This is a genomic window from Rheinheimera lutimaris (assembly GCF_013283795.1).
GTDB classification, from domain to species: Bacteria; Pseudomonadota; Gammaproteobacteria; order Enterobacterales; family Alteromonadaceae; genus Alishewanella; species Alishewanella lutimaris.
Window position 1 is genome coordinate 295745 of sequence record NZ_JABSOD010000004.1, and the last position, 14858, is coordinate 310602.

General features: G+C 49.0%; 18 protein-coding genes and 1 riboswitch. Of the genes, 12 read left to right on the forward strand and 6 right to left on the reverse strand.

Annotated features, from left to right (window positions below; all coding sequences use genetic code 11):
• Window positions 1-10 precede the first annotated feature (10 nt).
• From nirB to modC, 11 genes are all read left to right on the forward strand, one after another.
• The gene (gene nirB, locus HRH59_RS05920; RefSeq protein ID WP_173500344.1) at window positions 11-2542 is read left to right on the forward strand and encodes a nitrite reductase large subunit NirB; all 2532 of its coding nucleotides are present in this window, start codon (window positions 11-13) and stop codon (window positions 2540-2542) included.
• Window positions 2539-2919 carry a nitrite reductase small subunit NirD gene (nirD, locus tag HRH59_RS05925; RefSeq protein WP_173500345.1) on the forward strand — a complete coding sequence of 127 codons (381 nt, stop codon included), beginning with the start codon at window positions 2539-2541 and terminating at the stop codon, window positions 2917-2919. The genes nirB and nirD overlap by 4 nt, the downstream gene beginning before the upstream one ends.
• A gap of 49 nt (window positions 2920-2968) precedes the next feature.
• Window positions 2969-3102, forward strand: a riboswitch (molybdenum cofactor riboswitch).
• On the forward strand, window positions 3091-4062 hold the full coding sequence (gene moaA, locus HRH59_RS05930) for a GTP 3',8-cyclase MoaA (protein ID WP_173500346.1): 972 nt from the start codon (window positions 3091-3093) through the stop codon (window positions 4060-4062). Its footprint overlaps the riboswitch before it by 12 nt.
• Before the next feature lie 12 nt (window positions 4063-4074).
• Window positions 4075-4641, forward strand: a complete 567-nt coding sequence (gene mobA, locus HRH59_RS05935; protein ID WP_173500347.1) for a molybdenum cofactor guanylyltransferase — start codon at window positions 4075-4077, stop codon at window positions 4639-4641.
• Window positions 4628-5167, forward strand: a complete 540-nt coding sequence (locus HRH59_RS05940; protein WP_173500348.1) for a molybdenum cofactor synthesis domain-containing protein — start codon at window positions 4628-4630, stop codon at window positions 5165-5167. Before mobA ends, HRH59_RS05940 begins: the two co-directional genes overlap by 14 nt.
• 1 nt (window position 5168) lies before the next feature.
• On the forward strand, window positions 5169-5669 hold the full coding sequence (gene moaC, locus HRH59_RS05945) for a cyclic pyranopterin monophosphate synthase MoaC (RefSeq protein ID WP_173500349.1): 501 nt from the start codon (window positions 5169-5171) through the stop codon (window positions 5667-5669).
• Window positions 5666-5917, forward strand: a complete 252-nt coding sequence (locus HRH59_RS05950; RefSeq protein ID WP_173500350.1) for a MoaD/ThiS family protein — start codon at window positions 5666-5668, stop codon at window positions 5915-5917. The genes moaC and HRH59_RS05950 overlap by 4 nt, the downstream gene beginning before the upstream one ends.
• 15 nt (window positions 5918-5932) lie before the next feature.
• A complete protein-coding gene (gene moaE, locus HRH59_RS05955; protein WP_173500351.1) occupies window positions 5933-6382 on the forward strand; it encodes a molybdopterin synthase catalytic subunit MoaE in 450 nt (149 codons plus the stop codon).
• Between the two features lie 3 nt (window positions 6383-6385).
• On the forward strand, window positions 6386-7165 hold the full coding sequence (gene modA / locus HRH59_RS05960) for a molybdate ABC transporter substrate-binding protein (RefSeq protein WP_173500352.1): 780 nt from the start codon (window positions 6386-6388) through the stop codon (window positions 7163-7165).
• Window positions 7162-7866, forward strand: a complete 705-nt coding sequence (gene modB, locus HRH59_RS05965) for a molybdate ABC transporter permease subunit (protein WP_173500353.1) — start codon at window positions 7162-7164, stop codon at window positions 7864-7866. The genes modA and modB overlap by 4 nt, the downstream gene beginning before the upstream one ends.
• Window positions 7863-8924, forward strand: coding sequence for a molybdenum ABC transporter ATP-binding protein (modC, locus tag HRH59_RS05970; RefSeq protein ID WP_231702407.1), 1062 nt, complete (start codon window positions 7863-7865; stop codon window positions 8922-8924). The genes modB and modC overlap by 4 nt, the downstream gene beginning before the upstream one ends.
• Before the next feature lie 79 nt (window positions 8925-9003).
• Here modC and HRH59_RS05975 read toward each other — a convergent pair whose 3' ends face one another.
• Window positions 9004-9366: a hypothetical protein gene (locus HRH59_RS05975; RefSeq protein ID WP_173500354.1), complete on the reverse strand. Its 363-nt coding sequence runs from the start codon at window positions 9364-9366 to the stop codon at window positions 9004-9006.
• Window positions 9367-9486: 120 nt separating this feature from the next.
• Window positions 9487-10869 (reverse strand): alkaline phosphatase D family protein, encoded by a 1383-nt coding sequence (locus tag HRH59_RS05980; protein WP_173500355.1) that lies wholly within the window; start codon window positions 10867-10869, stop codon window positions 9487-9489.
• 400 nt (window positions 10870-11269) lie between these two features.
• On the opposite strand from HRH59_RS05980, the gene HRH59_RS19255 reads away from it, so the two are divergent.
• On the forward strand, window positions 11270-11689 hold the full coding sequence (locus HRH59_RS19255; protein ID WP_173500356.1) for a helix-turn-helix domain-containing protein: 420 nt from the start codon (window positions 11270-11272) through the stop codon (window positions 11687-11689).
• Between the two features lie 94 nt (window positions 11690-11783).
• Here HRH59_RS19255 and HRH59_RS05990 read toward each other — a convergent pair whose 3' ends face one another.
• From HRH59_RS05990 to HRH59_RS06010, 4 genes are all read right to left on the reverse strand, one after another.
• Complete coding sequence (locus tag HRH59_RS05990) at window positions 11784-12362, reverse strand: hypothetical protein (protein ID WP_218573465.1); 579 nt, start codon at window positions 12360-12362, stop codon at window positions 11784-11786.
• A gap of 137 nt (window positions 12363-12499) precedes the next feature.
• Window positions 12500-13243: a nucleotide-binding protein gene (locus tag HRH59_RS05995; protein ID WP_178089480.1), complete on the reverse strand. Its 744-nt coding sequence runs from the start codon at window positions 13241-13243 to the stop codon at window positions 12500-12502.
• A gap of 176 nt (window positions 13244-13419) precedes the next feature.
• Window positions 13420-13665: a transposase gene (locus tag HRH59_RS06005; RefSeq protein ID WP_173500357.1), complete on the reverse strand. Its 246-nt coding sequence runs from the start codon at window positions 13663-13665 to the stop codon at window positions 13420-13422.
• 242 nt (window positions 13666-13907) lie between these two features.
• On the reverse strand, window positions 13908-14777 hold the full coding sequence (locus HRH59_RS06010) for a DUF4231 domain-containing protein (RefSeq protein WP_173500374.1): 870 nt from the start codon (window positions 14775-14777) through the stop codon (window positions 13908-13910).
• Window positions 14778-14858: the final 81 nt, after the last annotated feature.

Sequence of the window (14858 nt, forward strand, 5' to 3'; positions counted from 1 at the left end):
GAGCAAGACGATGACAACAAGCATCACAAAACAGCTGCTGGTAATAGGCAATGGCATGGTCGGCCAGCATTTTATTGAGCAGTTTCTAAGCCGGGCTGATGCCGCGCAGTGGCAGCTAACAGTATTTGCCGGCGAGGACAGACCGGCCTACGACAGAGTGCATTTATCCGAATACTTCAGCGATGCTAATGCGGACAAACTGCAACTGGCCGCTGACAGCTTTTATCGCGATAACGACGTTAGCTTAAAGCTGAACGAGGCGGTACTGGCGATTGACCGCGAGGCAAAAACGGTAACCACCGCTAAGGCGCGTTACTTTTACGACAAGCTGGTGCTGGCCACCGGCTCTTACCCTTTTGTACCGCCGATTGCCGGTAACGATAAGCCGCACTGCCTGGTGTATCGCACCATTGCCGATCTGGAAGCCATCAGTGCCAGCAGCAAGGATGCCAAAGTTGGCGTGGTAATCGGCGGCGGCCTGCTGGGGCTGGAAGCGGCCAATGCGCTGAAACTGCTGGGCTTAGAAGCGCATGTAGTGGAATTTGCACCACAATTAATGCCGGTGCAGCTGGATAAAGACGGCGGCGAGCTGTTGCGCAGCAAAATTGCGCAGTTAGGTGTCAGCGTGCATACCGACAAAGCCACCAGCAGCATTAGTGAGGGCACAGAGCAGCGCTTACAGCTGAATTTCAGCGATGGCAGCGTGCTACAAACCGATGTTATTGTGTTCTCGGCCGGTATCCGGCCGCAGGATCAGCCAGGCAAAGACGCCGGTTTGGAGCTCGGCGCCCGCGGCGGCATAGTGATCAACAACCAGTGCCAAACCAGCGACAGCGATATCTATGCCATTGGCGAATGCGCGCTGTATCAGGGCCAGTTATTTGGCCTGGTGGCGCCCGGTTATCAGATGGCGCGCACGGCCGCCGCCGTGCTTTGCGGCGATAGTAGCCAAAGCTTCACCGGCGCCGATATGTCGACCAAGCTAAAACTGCTGGGGGTTGATGTCGGCTCTATCGGTGATGCGCATGGCCGCACACCGGGCAGCATCAGCCTGCGTTATCGCAATGATCTAGCTGGCGAGTACCGCAAATTAGTGCTAAGCGCCGACGGTAAACAGCTGCTGGGTGCGGTGCTGGTCGGTGATAACAGCTATTACGATACATTGTTGCAATATGCACTGAACGGCCTTGCGTTGCCTGCCGATCCACACAGCCTGATATTGCCGCAAAGCAACAGCAAGCCGCTGCTGGGCCCCGCGGCGCTGCCGGATAGCGCCACGCTGTGCTCTTGTCATAATGTCAGTAAGGGCGCCATTTGTGCTGCGCTCGATGGCGGCGTGCAGGACTTAGCCGGTATTAAAAGCTGCACTAAAGCCGCCACCGGCTGTGGTGGCTGCGCCGCGCTGCTAAAAAGCGTGGTCGAGCACGAACTCAGCGCCCGCGGTGTGGCGGTAAGCACCGATCTGTGCGAGCACTTTAGCTACAGCCGCCAGCAGCTGTATCATCTGGTTCGGGTCGATGGCATCAAAACCTTTAACGAGCTGATCAAAAGTCACGGTCGCGGCCATGGCTGTGAAATTTGCAAACCGGCGGTGGCGTCGATTCTGGCCAGTTGCTGGAACGAGCCGGTGCTGGCCAAACCGCATGTGGCGCTGCAGGACACCAACGATACTTTCCTTGCCAATATGCAGAAAAACGGCACCTACTCGGTGGTGCCGCGCATTCCGGGCGGCGAAATTACCCCGGCCATGCTTATAAGCATCGGCAAAGTCGCCGAGCAATACCAGCTGTACACCAAGATCACCGGCGGCCAGCGCATCGATTTATTCGGCGCTACGCTGGATCAACTGCCGCTGATCTGGCAGCAACTGATCGACGCCGGTTTTGAAACCGGCCATGCCTACGGCAAGTCGCTGCGCACAGTAAAGTCCTGTGTTGGCAGCACCTGGTGCCGTTATGGTGTGCAGGACAGTGTCAGCATGGCCATTTTGCTGGAAAACCGCTACAAGGGCGTGCGCGCACCGCACAAAATTAAAATGGCCGTATCCGGCTGCACCCGCGAATGCGCCGAAGCGCAAAGCAAAGATGTTGGCGTTATTGCCACTGAAAATGGCTGGAACCTGTATGTCTGTGGCAATGGTGGCATGAAACCGCGCCACGCTGACTTATTTGCCACCGACTTAACCGATGAACAACTGCTGAGCTATATCGACCGCTTGCTGATGTTTTATATCAAAACCGCTGACCGGCTGCAGCGCACCGCCAGTTGGATGAATAACCTCGAAGGCGGGTTGGACTATCTGCGCGATGTGATTATTCACGACAGCTTAGGCTTAGCTGCAGAGCTGGAAGCGCAGATGCAGCTGTTAATTGGCAACTACCAGTGCGAGTGGCAAACCGTGCTGAATGACCCTGCCCAGCGCGCCCGCTTTAACAGCTATGTCAATGCCGCAGCCCCAGCCCGCAGCGAGTTTGGTTTTGTGCCCGAGCGCGGCCAGCTTATCCCCACCCGCCAGCTTAATAATAAGGAGAACACGCTATGAGCCAGCTTGCTTATGCTTTAGAAAATCAACCGGAGATACAACAACAGCCGGTTTTACTATGCCAGCAGCAAGATTTAGTGCCGTATTCCGGCGTTGCGGCAAGGTTTGCAGAACATGCGATAGCGCTGTTTTACCTGCCTGGCAAGGAAGTAGAGTTGTATGGCGTTAGCCATATCGACCCGGCAAGCGGCGCGCCGGTAATGGCCCATGGTCTGCTGGGCGAAAGCAAAGGCGCGTTTTATATCGCCGCACCACTGCACAAGCAGCAATACCAGCTTAGCGATGGCCAGTGCTTAAGCGACAGCACGCTGAAACTGCAGGTATTTAACGTGCAGCTACAGCATGGCCAGGTGTGGCTGCTACCTCCAATGGAGTAGCCAGACGCCCCTTAATGGCAATAACAATACCGGCACAAAGCTTTTAAGCTTAACGACACAACACCGAGCAAGGCGTTCTAAAGCTGAAAAGCAATGAAGCCTTTGCCGTGGCACTAACGCCACCGGGTAAGGTTGGAAACGGCCTTACCTCCCCACTTGGAAAGGTGAATTATGTTAACTGACGCCTATGCGCGCCGCTTTAGCTATTTGCGGCTGTCTGTCACCGAAAGCTGCAATTTCCGCTGCAGCTACTGCCTGCCTGACGGCAATGACTGCAACAGCCGTAGCGGTGAGCTTAATCTGACAGAAATTCGCCGCTTAGTCACCGCTTTTGCCAAACTCGGCACCCGCAAGGTACGCATTACCGGCGGCGAGCCGTCGCTGCGCAAAGACTTAACCGAAATTATCGCCACCTGTAAAGCCGTGCCCGGCATTGAAAAAGTGGCGCTAACCACCAACGGCTACCGGCTAAAACGCGATGCGCTGGCCTGGCAGCAAGCCGGGCTGGATGCAGTAAACGTCAGCGTCGATAGCTTAGATGCGGATACTTTTCATCTGGTGACCGGTCAGGACAAACTGGCTGACATCTTAGACGGCATAGCGCACGCCAGGGCCATTGGCATTAAGCAGGTAAAAATTAATACCGTGCTGTTAAAGCAGCACAATGCGCTGGCGTTGCCGGATTTCCTTACATTTATTCAGCAGCAGGATATCGCGCTGCGTTTTATCGAGCTGATGCGCACCGGTGACAATACCGGCTTTTATCAGCGCCAGCATTTAAGTGGCGAACATATTCAGCAGCAGCTGCTGGCACAAGGTTGGCAGTTGAACAAAAAAGCCAAAACCGACGGCCCGGCGCTGGAATATTCGCATGCCGGTTATCAGGGCCGGATTGGCCTGATTATGCCGTACAGCAAAGACTTTTGCGCCGATTGTAACCGGCTTAGGGTATCAAGCCTGGGTCAGCTGTATTTATGCCTGTTTACTGACAGCCATCAGGACATGCGCAGCCTGCTGCAAAGCGATGACAGCGCGCCGCTAATGCGTTTTTTACAGCAAGCGGTGCAAGGCAAAGCCTTTAGCCACCAGTTGGCAGAGGATTACAGCGGCAGCACCCGGCATTTAGCCCAGATTGGTGGGTAACAGGCGGATAATATGAGCATAACAATGCCGTTTAGTGCGCTGATTTTAGCCGGTGGCCAGTCCAGCCGCATGGGCCGTGATAAAGCCCTGCTGCAACTTAATGGCCAAAGTTTACTGCAACATATGCAGCAACTGGCGCTGGACAGTGGCGCCGTTGAAGTGCTGGTAAGCCGCAATCTGCCGGGCTTTATTGTCGATAACACGCCGCAACAAGGGCCTTTAGCCGGTATTTTGGCAGCGCTGCAACACTGCAGTGGTTCGCAGTTACTGGTATTGCCGGTTGATACCCCGCTATTAACGGTAACCAGCCTGCAACGCCTGCTGCAACACGCCAATGGCGCGGCCGGTTACTTTGTAAATAGCCCACTGCCCTGTGTGCTGCCGGTAAGCCCAGCCCTTAGTACCATGATTAGTGCACAACTGCAAAGTGGTCAGCGCTCGGTAAAAGCTCTGCTAGGCAGGCTTAATGCCGCAGCCTTGCCAGCGCCAACATCAGAATTATTTAATACCAACACACCAGCCGACTGGCAGCAATGTCTTGCAGTAGTTAATCACGGGAGTCTGTATGTCAAAGCCTGATTTAAGCCGGTTTTATCCGCTGAATATCGCTGTACTAACCGTGTCGGATAGCCGGACCAGCGCTAATGACAGCAGTGGCGACTTGTTATGTCAGCTGTTGCAAAGCGCCGATCATCAGTTAGTTGCGCGCTCATTATTGCCCAATAACAAATACCAGTTGCGCGCGACGCTAAGCCAGTGGATCGCAAGCGATAACATTCAGGTAGTGCTGATTAACGGCGGCACCGGCTTTCATCACACTAACTGCACCGTTGAGGCACTAACGCCATTACTCGATACGCCGGTAGCGGGTTTTGGCGAACTGTTACGCCAACTGTCGTTTAACCAGCTGGGCTCAGCCGCCATGCAATCCGGCGCGATAGCTGGCCTGGCCAATGGCACCCTGCTGTTTGCCATGCCCGGCTCAGGCGGTGCCTGTACGCTTGCGATGCAGCAGCTGATTTTACCGCAATTAGATAGCAAAACCGGGCCCTGCAACTTTGTTGCACATGTTAAAAACAGTCCGCTGAAAAGCTGTGGAGCTTAAGATGACAGCAACCCTTACCCATTTAGAGCTAACGCATATAGATCAGAGCGGCGCGGCAGCGATGGTCGATGTCAGTGCCAAAGCAGCCACCACCCGGCTGGCCCGCGCCGGCGCCCTGGTGCAAACCACACCCGACGTTATCGACTTAATTGCCGGGGCGCTGCTAAAAAAAGGCGATGTACTGGCCACAGCGCGCATTGCCGGCATTATGGCGGCGAAAAAAACCAGCGAGCTGATCCCGCTGTGTCATCCATTAATGCTCAGCAAAGTATCAGTCGATTTTCAGCTACTGCCAGCGCAAGGTCAGATAAAAATCGAAAGCTGCTGCCTGCTTAGCGGCAGCACCGGCGTCGAGATGGAAGCGTTAACGGCTGCCAGTGTGGCCGCGCTGACCATTTACGATATGTGTAAAGCGGTAGATAAAGCGATGATCATCAGCGATATCCGCCTGCTGGAGAAAACCGGCGGTAAGTCCGGACATTACCTTGCGGAGGCTATATGATTAAAATTCTGTTTTTCGCCGCGCTGCGCGAGCGGCTTGATTGCGAACAATACCTGCTTAGCTGCGATGGCAAAATGTTGCAGGTGACCGATATCCTGCAGCAACTGCAAAGCCGTTGTCATAGCTGGCAGCAGGAACTTAGCCGCAGCGATTTGCTCTGCGCCGTAAACCAGCAACTGGTGCCGCTAAGCGCCAACGTACAGGACGGCGATGAGCTGGCATTCTTCCCGCCGGTAACCGGCGGCTAAAAGGTAATGACGGATATGAGCATCTTTGTTGCCGTACAAAGCGATGACTTTTGTGTCGCCAGTGAATATAACGAACTGCGCCGCCAGTCAGGTTGCGGCGCTATCGTCACCTTTAGCGGCCTGGTACGCGAGCTTAGCGACAACCAACTGCACAGCATGACGCTGGAGCACTACCCCGGCATGACCGAGCAAGCCCTCACGGCTATTGCTGAACAGGCACAACAGCGCTGGCAACTGGGCGCAGTGCACCTTATTCACCGCGTTGGCACCCTGAAACCGCATGAGCAAATTGTATTTGTCGGCATTGCCAGCCCGCACCGGGCGGCCGCCTTTGCTGCCTGCGAGTTTATAATGGATTACCTGAAAAACCGCGCGCCGCTGTGGAAAAAAGAACACACCAGCAACGGCGATTATTGGGTAGAAGCCAAAACCAGTGACCAACACGCGCTAACGCGCTGGGGCTAGCCAATGCGTCAGTTACTGTTAATACTGGGCTTTATCTGCAGCTTAACCGCCGACGCCAGCGACAAGCTCACCATAGCGGCGGCAGCTGATCTGCGCTATGCCATGGCTGACATCGTCAGCCTGTTTCAGCAGCAAACTCAGCTTGATGTCAGGGTAATTTATGGCGCCAGCGGTAAGCTCAGCACGCAAATCCGCCATGGCGCGCCCTATGATATGTTTTTCTCTGCCGATATCAGCTTTGCCCGGCAGCTATACCAGGATGGCCTGGCAGCCACTGCGCCACAGCCCTATGCACTCGGGCATTTAGTGCTGTGGAGCCCGCAGCAGAATATGGCCGGTATTAGCCTGAGCCAACTGGCAGAATTTGATTTTAACCGCCTGGCCATTGCCCAACCCGCCCATGCGCCTTATGGCCAGCGCGCCAAACAAGCCCTACAGGCCGCCGGCGTCTGGCAGGCGCTGGAGGCGAAAATTGTCTATGGCGAAAATATCGCCCAAGCCGCGCAACTGGCGCAAAGCGGTGGCGCTGATATCGCCATTATTGCGCTGTCACTGGCCCGCTTTCCGGAGCTTGCCAGTCAGGGCTACCAACCTATTCCCACTGAGTTACACCAACCGCTGCAGCAGGCCTATGTGATCACCCGCCATGGCGCCGATAACCTTGCCGCGCGGCAGTTCGCGGCGTTTATCGCCACGCCACCAGTGCTGGATATTATGCAGCGCTATGGTTTTGAACAAGGGCGTTTTGAACAGCCGAGCTTGGTACAGCAGGAAGCCCAATGATGCCAGAGCTGTTCGTCGCACTGAGCCCGCAAGACTGGCAAGCCATCCGGCTTACATTAAAGCTGTGCCTGTATACCACCGCCATTTTACTGCTGCTGGCTACGCCACTGGCTTGGTGGTTAGCGCTGCGGCAAAGCAAATTGCGCACCGCCATTCAAGCCATAGTCGCCCTGCCGCTGGTATTGCCGCCAACGGTATTGGGCTTTTATTTACTGCTGTTACTCGGCCCACACGGCGCCATTGGCAGCACGCTGGAACGCTTAGGCGTATCGCATCTGGCTTTTAGCTTTAGCGGCATTTTAATTGGCTCGGTGATTTACTCGCTGCCCTTTGCCGTGCAGCCACTGCTGGAAAGCTTTCGTCGCATGGGGGCCGGACCGCTGGAAGTGGCAGCAACCTTGGGTGCCGGCAAGCTGGACCAGCTGTTTAGCGTGGTACTGCCGCTGTGTCGCGGCGGCTTTATCGTTGCGGCTACCCTGACCTTTGCCCATACGCTGGGCGAGTTTGGCGTTATTTTAATGCTCGGCGGCAGTATCCCCGGCGAAACTCAGGTGCTGTCGGTGCTGATTTACGACCACACCGAAGCAATGAACTATGCCCAGGCACATCAACTGTCGCTCGGCTTGCTAATCAGCGCCTTTGTGGTGCTGTTTATTGTCTATGGTTTAAACCGGCGTTTTGAGCGCGAGGCCGTGCTATGACCCTGGCAATACAACTGACGGTTAAGCGCGGCGCTTTTACGCTTGAGCTTAATCACAGCTTGCCATTACACGGTGTTACCGCGCTATTTGGCCGCTCCGGCTGTGGCAAAACCACCCTGCTGCGCGCCATCGCCGGGCTGGATCGCCACGCGAAAGCACAGATCCGCTGCAATGATGTCGTCTGGCAGCAAGGTAATCACTTTATGCCGGTGCATCAGCGCCGTATCGGTATGGTATTTCAGCACAGCAGCTTATTGCCGCATTTAACGGTTCTGCAAAACCTGCTGTACGGCTTTAAGCGCCGGCTTAAACATAGTGCTGTGCAGCTTGAGCCGGCACAGGTCATTAGCTTGCTGGAGCTGGAAAGCTTATTGCAACTGCAACCAGAACAGCTGTCCGGCGGCCAGCGCCAGCGTATTGCGCTGGGCCGGGCCTTACTTAGCCAGCCAGAATTATTGTTATTAGATGAGCCGTTGGCGTCACTGGATCAGCAAAGCCGCAATGAGATTCTGTCGTTTTTACAGCGTGTCGCGAATCAAACCGGCATCCCTATGCTGTTGGTCAGCCATCAGTTAGATGATGTGGTCAAGCTGGCCGATCAGCTGGTATTGATGCAGCATGGCCGCATTATCAGCCAGGGCCCGTTGCCACAGCAGTTGCTGCAACCAGAACTTGCTGTTATAAGCGCTATGTCGCTGCTGTATGCGCAAAGCCACGGCTGTCATAACCATCTTTTACAGCTGAGTATTGGCAAGCAACAGCTGCAACTACCGGCACCACTTAGCAACACCGGCACACAAACAGCCTACCGCTTACGTATTCAGGCCCGCGACGTGGCGCTAAGCCTAACGCCACTAACCGACAGCTCGGTCAGTAATCAGCTGCAAGTCAGCATCAGCGGTTTTAACAACGCCCCCCATCCGGCCGAAACCCTGGTGCAGCTAAATCTGGAGGGCCAGCCACTGCAGGCATTGCTCACCAAACAATCGGTAGAACGCTTGGGCTTGCAGGTAGGCCAGCAGGTATATGCACAGATAAAGGCTGTAGCTCTCGACTAAAATAGGGAAGTCAGCTTCTGTGGCACGGTATAAAGCTACAGACCTAAACGGAATAATTGCTGTGAGCGAATCGCGGACATTATTCTGCGGATATTATTTCATCTGCATCATTCAACGCTTTGGTTAACGGGTGGTTATCAAAATCATGCTGATTTCGTGCTCGTCTAAGCAAACTACGTGCGGCATTGAACTGTTTTGCTCTTGCATCTGGTCTCAAAAAGGTTGAAACCCCTGCTGAGATAGCTACAGCAAGTGCAATGAGCTGCTCACAAGACGGCTCATTGATAGCTCCGCTAGCAAGAACAGCAGCCAGAGATGCCGATAAAACCCCTAATAAATAATGTAATAACAGCCAAAAGTATGCTCTTGATTTATAGCTTTTTTGTTTTGATTTCACTAGTTCGACTACTCTATCATTTGTCGACTTGACTTCCTGCCCCATAGTTAACCTCATTATTTAGCCACTCAAAATCACTACAAAAAACTCGGAATCACAACATTTTAAATACAAGCTCACTATAAACAACTCTCTTCAACCCAAAATTTCAGAAAAATTCAAAATTCAAAATTCAAAATTCAAAATTCCAAGCTTAAATCCTTTCCTGCAAATAAATTTAATCCCGACTTTATCAACTGAAACATCGAGTTTAGTAAACGCATCTTTAGGGTATACATCGCTGGCATTGATAACTTTGTAACTGTTGGTAGTAGATGTCTTAATATTTCCACTCAGTTTGAAATCTCTTCTATTTGGATGTGGATACGGCCAGAAAAAGGCAGATGACACTATAGAGGTTACTTTCACTCCGTTACCTAAATCGAGTTGAGAAGCCATGCAGGCATGAACATCACCGGACAAAAACACAACTTTTGATACGGAGTTTGTGCGAATGCATTCTAAAATCTCATCTCTTTGGCTGATAAACCCATGCCACTTATCAGAAGATTCTGACTCGTATAGCGGGACGCTTGTTACTATAATTTTTACCATACCACTACCATTGGTAAGCCATTGTAGAAGCTCATGCTTTTGCCTCGGACCTATCATTTCAAAGCTTTTTGGATTCAGGCACCTTTCTGTCCGGCAATCAGTTACAAAGAACTCACAACAGCCATCGGTATACTGATACCAAAGGTGGGTTGGCGTTCCGCTAATTCGACTACCATTAAGATCAAATAGTGGGCTATGGCTTGACTGGTAAGTAGCAAATGATTGAATCGCTGCGGGAAATTTTTTAACCCAATCGCGGGAATCTGCAGATTCAGGCCAATTATCTTCAATTTCGTGATCATCCAGCATCATGTACGTTGGAACTTGCGACATAAGTTTGCGAAGATTTGGTGTTGTTAGAATTTTTTGATATCTTTTGTTGTATTCATCTATACAATCGTCTGCCCCTAACACATTCAAATCATCTGCATATATTTGATCGCCACACATGATTAACTGATCAATAGTTTCGCCTGTTTTTGATTGCTCAAGGATTGACTTGAAAACTTTGTCGCCCCGATCATCCCACCATAGACCGCCAAACAGACGCAGTACATATCGACATGAGCCGAAGACAAGCGACCTTGGCTCTGTCAGGCTTGAAGAAGCAGTTTTAAATTCAGCAACCTCAATTTTTTTCCATTCAAGCACTTTGTCTACATTGATATCAACGGTATCAACATCGGAATAAAACCAGCCTAATTGATATTGATATTTAGAGTTCTCGTCCAGCCCGGATATAACAATTACACCTGTCATATCAAAATTTGGATTCATTTTGAAATACATGGGTTTAGCAAAATTCCGACTTCCCAATTTTCTATACCTCACAACACCATGAGCTTTTCTCGGCCTACCACCATCAATAGAAAACTCAGCACGACCAAAAATCCGAACGTAGTGTGGAGATGTATGGCCGACAATCGGCCCTACAGACAGGCATTGAACATCCATGTTATTTCCTCATCATTTAAGCCAATTTACTGGACAGTTAAATAGTTGGAGCAGTCGTTATGTATTAGCACGCATTTTTAAAAATTCAATAAATAAGACGTTATTTTTTATTCTAATCTGCAATCTATAAAATTTACTATCCGCTTTATTTATGATTTAAATAAATATTTTAGTTTTAGTAATAGAAAATAAATCAGTTAATGAAATCACTCTGACCAATCGCGATTTTCTCTTTGTGTAGTGATTCTCACTCTTCTGGAAGGTCAGTTGTGTAAATAGGCCATTAGCTGTACACACAGATAAAAACATTGGAGGTTGGATTAATTCAGGTTTACTATTTGTAAACCTTGCACAATTGCGGCGCAGTACCGAAACCAAAGCCGGAATTAAGGAGCCGATTATGTTAGATGTTCAGGCAATAAAGTCCTTATCGCAGCAGATCACCCGGGTTATGCCGTGGGTGCAGGGAATTACTTCTGATCAGCAATATGATGAACTGCTGGCGTTAATGGACGAGTTGGTTGAAGACTACAATGCTAACCAAGTGCTGATAGACTTGCTGTTTCCGGTGCTGCAACAGTACGAAGAAACCGCAGAACGTTTTAAGGCGTTTAATCAGCGGATAGAAGATTTAGACCCGGGCATAGCCATGCTGCGGCTGCTGATAGATCAGCACGGCCTTACGCAAAGTGATTTTCAGCAGGAGATCGGCGGTAAATCGCTGGTATCGCAAATACTCAGCGGCAAGCGCTCGCTAACGCTTGGTCATATCAGGGCATTATCCAAGCGGTTTGGTATACCGGCTGCAATGTTTGTTTAATGTCTTGGCGGTACATTTAAACGGAAGTTATCAGCGTCTCTGTGCTGCTTTTTTGAGTGGCAAAAAGCAAGACCTGCCCCTGAGGGATTGGTACTTATGGTTTACCGGATAACTGTTTAGCTCTACTTAAAGTCGTTAGTAGAAAATTCCCGCCCCACATCAACAACATAAAGTATACAAACCAAAGACTAACAGCCAAATAGACCATAACTTCTGATTCAACGTTTATTATCACCAAATACCAAATGGTGGATATTAGTGATAACAATCCAAGACTGAAACCCAAAATCTTGCCACGTTCAACCAAACGTTTCTTAAACGTCGAAACTCTCTCTGTTAAAGAGAACTCACCTTTATCAAGATCAATCTTGCAATAGCGACCTGATACTCGACCATAAGTCTCAAGTTTCAAAAATGCTCGTGGCTCATTAATAAACCACCGTATCTCATCGATGGTTAAGTCAGCTCTGGTAATGCCGCTCAAAATAATAAGTATTTCCGAATAATTTTCCTCCAGGTCGCATGCAAGCTTTTTAACCAGAGCAAATCGCCCATGGAGTTCTTTCGCTTTTTCACCTTTGAAACTCATAATCTTGTTGTAGGTTACAAGTAAGGCTGCGACATTCATTGCTACGCCAATCGTTACAACAACCGGTGTCAATACATCATCCACGAAAACAAAATCTCCCTTGATAGCTGACATCCACTACGAATAAATTTTACAGCGAAAATATTAAATAAGTAAAATCTAGACTTTCAAACCCAAGCTAATTATTAAAAAACATTCACAACCATACACTTACACAATAATCACATCAAAACCACTTTACTCAAATCAATTAGCAATCCAGCATTGTGAATTTCTTTAGCAAGAGATAACTTCCAACCTCCGTTCACATCCATACTTGTATAAACAACGCCCATGTAATCCGAAGGAATTTCAACATTTTCTTTCTTCAAAATAAAAACTCTGTCGCGTCCAAACAAACCTACAAAATACCCGAGCTCTAATACAACATTTTGCCTAGCTCTATGAGATAAGTTTTGTGAGTTCACCCCCCCAACATCGTCTGGTGTCATTAACACAACCGCAAAACCGGTTTTTTTTGAAAAATGTTCAAATTTCTCAATAATCGTTTTACCTTCATTTATTTGCTCATGCAATATAATAACTTCTAAGCCCAGCTTTTCTAAACTACGAGCAACCTGCTGAACTGCAGCTTCGTCGTGACCATGAACCAAAAACACTTTATCTAAAGTATTACTATTGATAAACGCCTGTTGCTTTCCTTGCCCCTCGGATTCAAGTATCAATTTATTTAAAATAATTACAACCTGACCGGACTGGATAGGCTGCCCCTCAATCACTTTAATATTGTCAATTACTGCATTTTCAGGAGCAACCACCTCTAGAATAACCTTATCTGTTTCAACATCAAACAAAACATCATCTCGTCTTACCTCCTCACCTTTCTTAACATAAACCTTAGATATAAAAACCTCGTCTGGATTCACCCCATCTGGCAACACAGGGACCTTGACTTCAATACTCATTATATTCCTTAAAAATTTAAAGCTCGACTTTGGAAGATTTTTTAGCAGAAAACAGCGCTGGAACGACTTATCTGCTAATCTCTGGCGGAGAAAATAAAAGATACTCACTACTCAACTAAATATGCCGGTCCCTATTTAAATATCATATAAGACCTTCTATTCTTTTAGCTGCAGCGTCATAAACCAGCCCGCGTTTCAGCGAACTGATTTTTTATCTCTTCCTTTGAATAATCCACCCCATTCAAGCTGTTAAACTGCTTATCAGACAAGCGGTTAAACTGGGCTCGCCAGTTGTAAATCTGATTGGGATGAATGCCCAATTCCTGAGCAACAGCCGTGGCTGTTTTATCGGGTAGATCAGACAGTCTTACAGCTTCACGGCGAAACTCTTCTGAGTACGCCTGGGTTTTATGTCTAGCCATCTTGCACCTCAGTGTCAGGTAAGATACCTAACTATAGAAGGTGTCTACTGATCATGGGTAACTCGGGACATTAACACCGTGCTCTATCACTAACAAAAGTGGTGGCGAGGCCAGATCTTTATCTCCCTAACTCTGCAGCCNCTACTGATCATGGGTAACTCGGGACATTAACACCGTGCTCTATCACTAACAAAAGTGGTGGCGAGGCCAGATCTTTATCTCCCTAACTCTGCAGCCGCTAGTTATACGATTTTTCGCGCTGTCCATTGAGTGTGCTCTCTTGAAAAGGCTGATTCACTATTGATAACAAATTCAGAAAGGTGGGACTCCTCTTGTACGGATACGGATTCACCTTTTATCAAAACAATCTCGTGAGCGGCAAGTGCGTAGGAAGAGTTCAGTTCGTTGTGTTTTTTAGCTTGCACCCACGTTAAAACAGCACTTGCAGCAGTAGCAACAACTTCTATTGGCAGTTCGCTTGTTGGCTCTTTAATTCTATAAAGAAGTAATAGAATTGCTAATGAGTGCAAAATTATTGAAAACACAAACCAGCGTTTAGCTAAGCGCTTATTAAGTTGAGACTTTTTGGAATACCAATGTGATTGATTATCTATTCTGTCTTTAACGTATATTTCTAGTCGTTTAGACCAAGGACTTCCTCGAGTAGTCACCATTTTTTCAGAGATTGCTTCACCAAGATCCGGAGTCCATTCTAGGAAATGAGATAACGACCTGTTTTGACTAAGAATAGCTTTCAGATCATTTAGAAACTCTCTTTTTGCTTGATCTTCTGAAACGTCTTTATTGTACGGTTCTGCTTTCATAACCCACCGCCAGGTACGAGTCTTGACGGACTCAGCGACAGCGCGTCCGTTATACCAAATGTCTTCTGGTTTTTGGACTTTCAGCCAAATCAAAATACCTAATGTAACCAGGAAAAGTGATACAGAGCCTATTGCAGCATAAACATTTGATGGATATGCAAAAGATACGAACGCTGCCAAAATTAACAGGAAAAGATAAAGTTTTAGAGCATTGAAATAATCGTTTTGCGCTTTCAAAGAAGCGCTATCCGCAGAGTTATATAGCGCTGGAAAATCCTGTTCGTCCATGCTCACGCTAATATCCTAAATTCTTGTAGATATGGTCTTTATAAGGTAATACCCCCTAAAAATAACTGACGTCAAAAGTAG

What these genes read in the sequence shown, in the direction of transcription:
- nirB (WP_173500344.1), top strand. Translation starts at nt 11, where the DNA reads ATGACAACAAGCATCACAAAACAGCTGCTGGTAATAGGCAATGGCATG.
- nirD (WP_173500345.1), top strand. Translation starts at nt 2,539, where the DNA reads ATGAGCCAGCTTGCTTATGCTTTAGAAAATCAACCGGAGATACAACAA.
- moaA (WP_173500346.1), top strand. Translation starts at nt 3,091, where the DNA reads ATGTTAACTGACGCCTATGCGCGCCGCTTTAGCTATTTGCGGCTGTCT.
- mobA (WP_173500347.1), top strand. Translation starts at nt 4,075, where the DNA reads ATGAGCATAACAATGCCGTTTAGTGCGCTGATTTTAGCCGGTGGCCAG.
- HRH59_RS05940 (WP_173500348.1), top strand. Translation starts at nt 4,628, where the DNA reads ATGTCAAAGCCTGATTTAAGCCGGTTTTATCCGCTGAATATCGCTGTA.
- moaC (WP_173500349.1), top strand. Translation starts at nt 5,169, where the DNA reads ATGACAGCAACCCTTACCCATTTAGAGCTAACGCATATAGATCAGAGC.
- HRH59_RS05950 (WP_173500350.1), top strand. Translation starts at nt 5,666, where the DNA reads ATGATTAAAATTCTGTTTTTCGCCGCGCTGCGCGAGCGGCTTGATTGC.
- moaE (WP_173500351.1), top strand. Translation starts at nt 5,933, where the DNA reads ATGAGCATCTTTGTTGCCGTACAAAGCGATGACTTTTGTGTCGCCAGT.
- modA (WP_173500352.1), top strand. Translation starts at nt 6,386, where the DNA reads ATGCGTCAGTTACTGTTAATACTGGGCTTTATCTGCAGCTTAACCGCC.
- modB (WP_173500353.1), top strand. Translation starts at nt 7,162, where the DNA reads ATGATGCCAGAGCTGTTCGTCGCACTGAGCCCGCAAGACTGGCAAGCC.
- modC (WP_231702407.1), top strand. Translation starts at nt 7,863, where the DNA reads ATGACCCTGGCAATACAACTGACGGTTAAGCGCGGCGCTTTTACGCTT.
- HRH59_RS05975 (WP_173500354.1), bottom strand. Translation starts at nt 9,366, where the DNA reads ATGGGGCAGGAAGTCAAGTCGACAAATGATAGAGTAGTCGAACTAGTG.
- HRH59_RS05980 (WP_173500355.1), bottom strand. Translation starts at nt 10,869, where the DNA reads ATGGATGTTCAATGCCTGTCTGTAGGGCCGATTGTCGGCCATACATCT.
- HRH59_RS19255 (WP_173500356.1), top strand. Translation starts at nt 11,270, where the DNA reads ATGTTAGATGTTCAGGCAATAAAGTCCTTATCGCAGCAGATCACCCGG.
- HRH59_RS05995 (WP_178089480.1), bottom strand. Translation starts at nt 13,243, where the DNA reads ATGAGTATTGAAGTCAAGGTCCCTGTGTTGCCAGATGGGGTGAATCCA.
- HRH59_RS06005 (WP_173500357.1), bottom strand. Translation starts at nt 13,665, where the DNA reads ATGGCTAGACATAAAACCCAGGCGTACTCAGAAGAGTTTCGCCGTGAA.
- HRH59_RS06010 (WP_173500374.1), bottom strand. Translation starts at nt 14,777, where the DNA reads ATGGACGAACAGGATTTTCCAGCGCTATATAACTCTGCGGATAGCGCT.